The 2,379-nt window shown below is 73.1% G+C and carries 2 protein-coding genes; both read right to left on the bottom strand.

Going from position 1 to position 2,379, the window contains the following annotated elements; all coding sequences use genetic code 11:
- Positions 1-45: 45 nt before the first annotated feature.
- A complete protein-coding gene (locus CCN44_RS37380) occupies positions 46-948 on the bottom strand; it encodes a tRNA (adenine-N1)-methyltransferase (protein ID WP_014671696.1) in 903 nt (300 codons plus the stop codon).
- A gap of 46 nt (positions 949-994) precedes the next feature.
- Positions 995-2,379, bottom strand: a 1,385-nt coding sequence (locus tag CCN44_RS37375; RefSeq protein WP_244204029.1) for a site-2 protease family protein, incomplete at its 5' end; no start/stop codon positions are given.

The raw sequence follows: 2,379 nt of genomic DNA, 5'->3' as shown, positions 1-2,379 counted from the left end.
GGAACTCGGCCACGGCGCCCTTGGGTTGTGCGCGTGTGCGGCCGGTCAGCGGCCGGCGCCGCCGTCGGCGTTGGGTCCGGCGTAGTCCTCGCCGTAGGCGCCCTTGGCGGGGCGGCGGCGGCGCATGGGCGGCTCGACGCCGTCCGCGAGGCGGCGGGCGGTGAGCAGGAAGCCGGTGTGGCCGATCATGCGGTGGTCCGGGCGGACGGCCAGGCCCTCGATGTGCCAGTTGCGGATCATGGTCTCCCAGGCGGTCGGCTCGTTGAAGCAGCCGATCTCCCGGATGGACTCCACGGTCCGGGCGAGCTGGGTGGTGGTGGCCACGTAGCAGCACAGGATGCCGCCGGGGACGAGCGCCTTGGAGACGGCCTCCAGGCACTCCCAGGGGGCGAGCATGTCGAGGATGACGCGGTCGACGTCGGTGTCGGACAGGTTGTCCTGGAGGTCGCCGACGGTGAGCTGCCAGGCGGGGTGCGGGCCGCCGAAGTAGCGTTCCACGTTCTGCCGGGCGATGTCGGCGAAGTCCTCGCGGCGCTCGTAGGAGTGCAGCATGCCCTGGTCGCCGATGGCCCGCAGCAGGAAGCTGCTGAGCGAGCCCGAGCCGACGCCGGCCTCCACGACGCGGGCGCCGGGGAAGATGTCGGCGAAGGCGAGGATCTGCCCCGCGTCCTTCGGGTAGACGACGGCTGCCCCGCGGGGCATGGACAGGACGTAGTCGGGGAGCAGGGGGCGCAGCGCGAGGTAGGCGACGTTGCCGGTGGTGCGGACAACGCTGCCCTCGGGAGCGCCGATCAGTTCGTCGTGCGGGAAGGAACCCTTGTGGGTGTGGAAGTTCTTCCCAGCTTCGAGCGTGAACGTGTAGTGGCGGCCCTTGGGGTCGGTCAGCTGTACCTGGTCCCCGACCTTGAAGGGCCCGCGCCTGCGGGCGGCACCGGTCGGTTCGGACATGTGACCAGCCTACCGGTTCCCGGCGGGGGGCTCGGCCGACGGGCGCTCAGGCGGGCCTGGCCATCGCCTTGACGAAGGCGCGCTCGACGTCCGCCGCCGACAGCACGCCGTAGATCTCGCCGGTCTCCTCGACCACGAGGTATTCGGTGGCCGGGGTGGCGCGCAGCACGTCGAGCAGTTCCTCGCCGGCCAGCTCGGCGGAGACCCGCATGCCGTCGGTCAGCTCCTGGGCGAGGCCGCTGACGGGCACCCAGGGGCGGCGGTGCTCGGGTACGCCGACGATGGCGGCCTCGCGGACGAGGGAGAGCGGGTTGCCGTCGGCGTCGACCACGACGAGGGCGCGGGCCCCGGCGGCGTTGGCCCGGCGGAGCGCCTCGGAGAGGGGGGTGTCGTTCTCGACCGGTACGGCGCGCCGGGTGAGGGCGCGGGCGCGCAGCTCGGGGAGGTGTTCGCGCAGGCGTGCCATGCGCAGGCTGTTGCCGGCGCCGGTCCAGATGATCGCGGCCAGGATGGCGGCGAGCAGGGCGTCGGTGACGGTGTCCATGCCGCCGACGTCCTCGCTGCTGCCGCCGAGGGCGCCGGACTGGTTGAGCAGCGGCAGGCCGACCAGGACGGCGACGGCGAGGGCGCGGCCGACCCAGGCGGCGGCGACCGTACCGGTCATGGGTTTGCCGCTGAGCTTCCAGACGACGGCGCGGAGCATGCGTCCGCCGTCGAGGGGGAGGCCGGGGAGGAGGTTGAAGATCGCCACGATGAGGTTGGAGACCATCAGGCCGGCCAGCAGGACCCCCGGTACGGTGGCGGGCTCCACGGCGGTCATGGCGAGGTAGAACAGGCCGGCCAGCACGAGGGAGAGCAGGGGGCCGACGAAGGCGAGCACGAATTCCCGGCCGGGGGTCTCGGCCTCCTTCTCGATCTCCGAGACGCCGCCGAAGAACTGCAGCTGGATGCGGCGGACCGGGAGCTTGAAGCGGATCGCGGCGACCGTGTGGGCCAGCTCGTGGACCAGGACGGAGGCGTAGAAGGCGACCGCGAAGAAGAGGGAGACCAGGTAGCGGGCGGCACCCAGCTCGGGCAGCACGCGGTCGAGCTGTCCGCCGAAGACCCAGGTGATCAGGGCGGCGACGAGGAACCAGCTCGGGGCGACGTAGACGGGTACGCCGAAGGGGCGGCCCATGAGGATGCCGCCGCCGGGTTCCTTGGGCCGCGGCTCGGGCGGTTCGCCCTTGGCGATGCCGGCGTGGGCGAGGGAACGGTGGTCGTGGTCGTGACCGTGCGGGTGGTGGCCGGGTTCGGCCGGGCCGGGCGTCGGGGCGGCGCCCGGTGTGCCGGTTGCCGCGCTGTCCTTGCCGGTGCTGGTGCCGGTGCCGGTGCCTGTTGCCGTGCTGTCCGTGCCGGGGGCCGTGCTCTCCTTGCCGGTGCCGGCCGGGG

This window comes from Streptomyces tricolor (assembly GCF_002155905.1).
Classification (GTDB): Bacteria; Actinomycetota; Actinomycetes; order Streptomycetales; family Streptomycetaceae; genus Streptomyces; species Streptomyces tricolor.
This window is presented reverse-complemented; position numbering and strand designations above follow the sequence as displayed.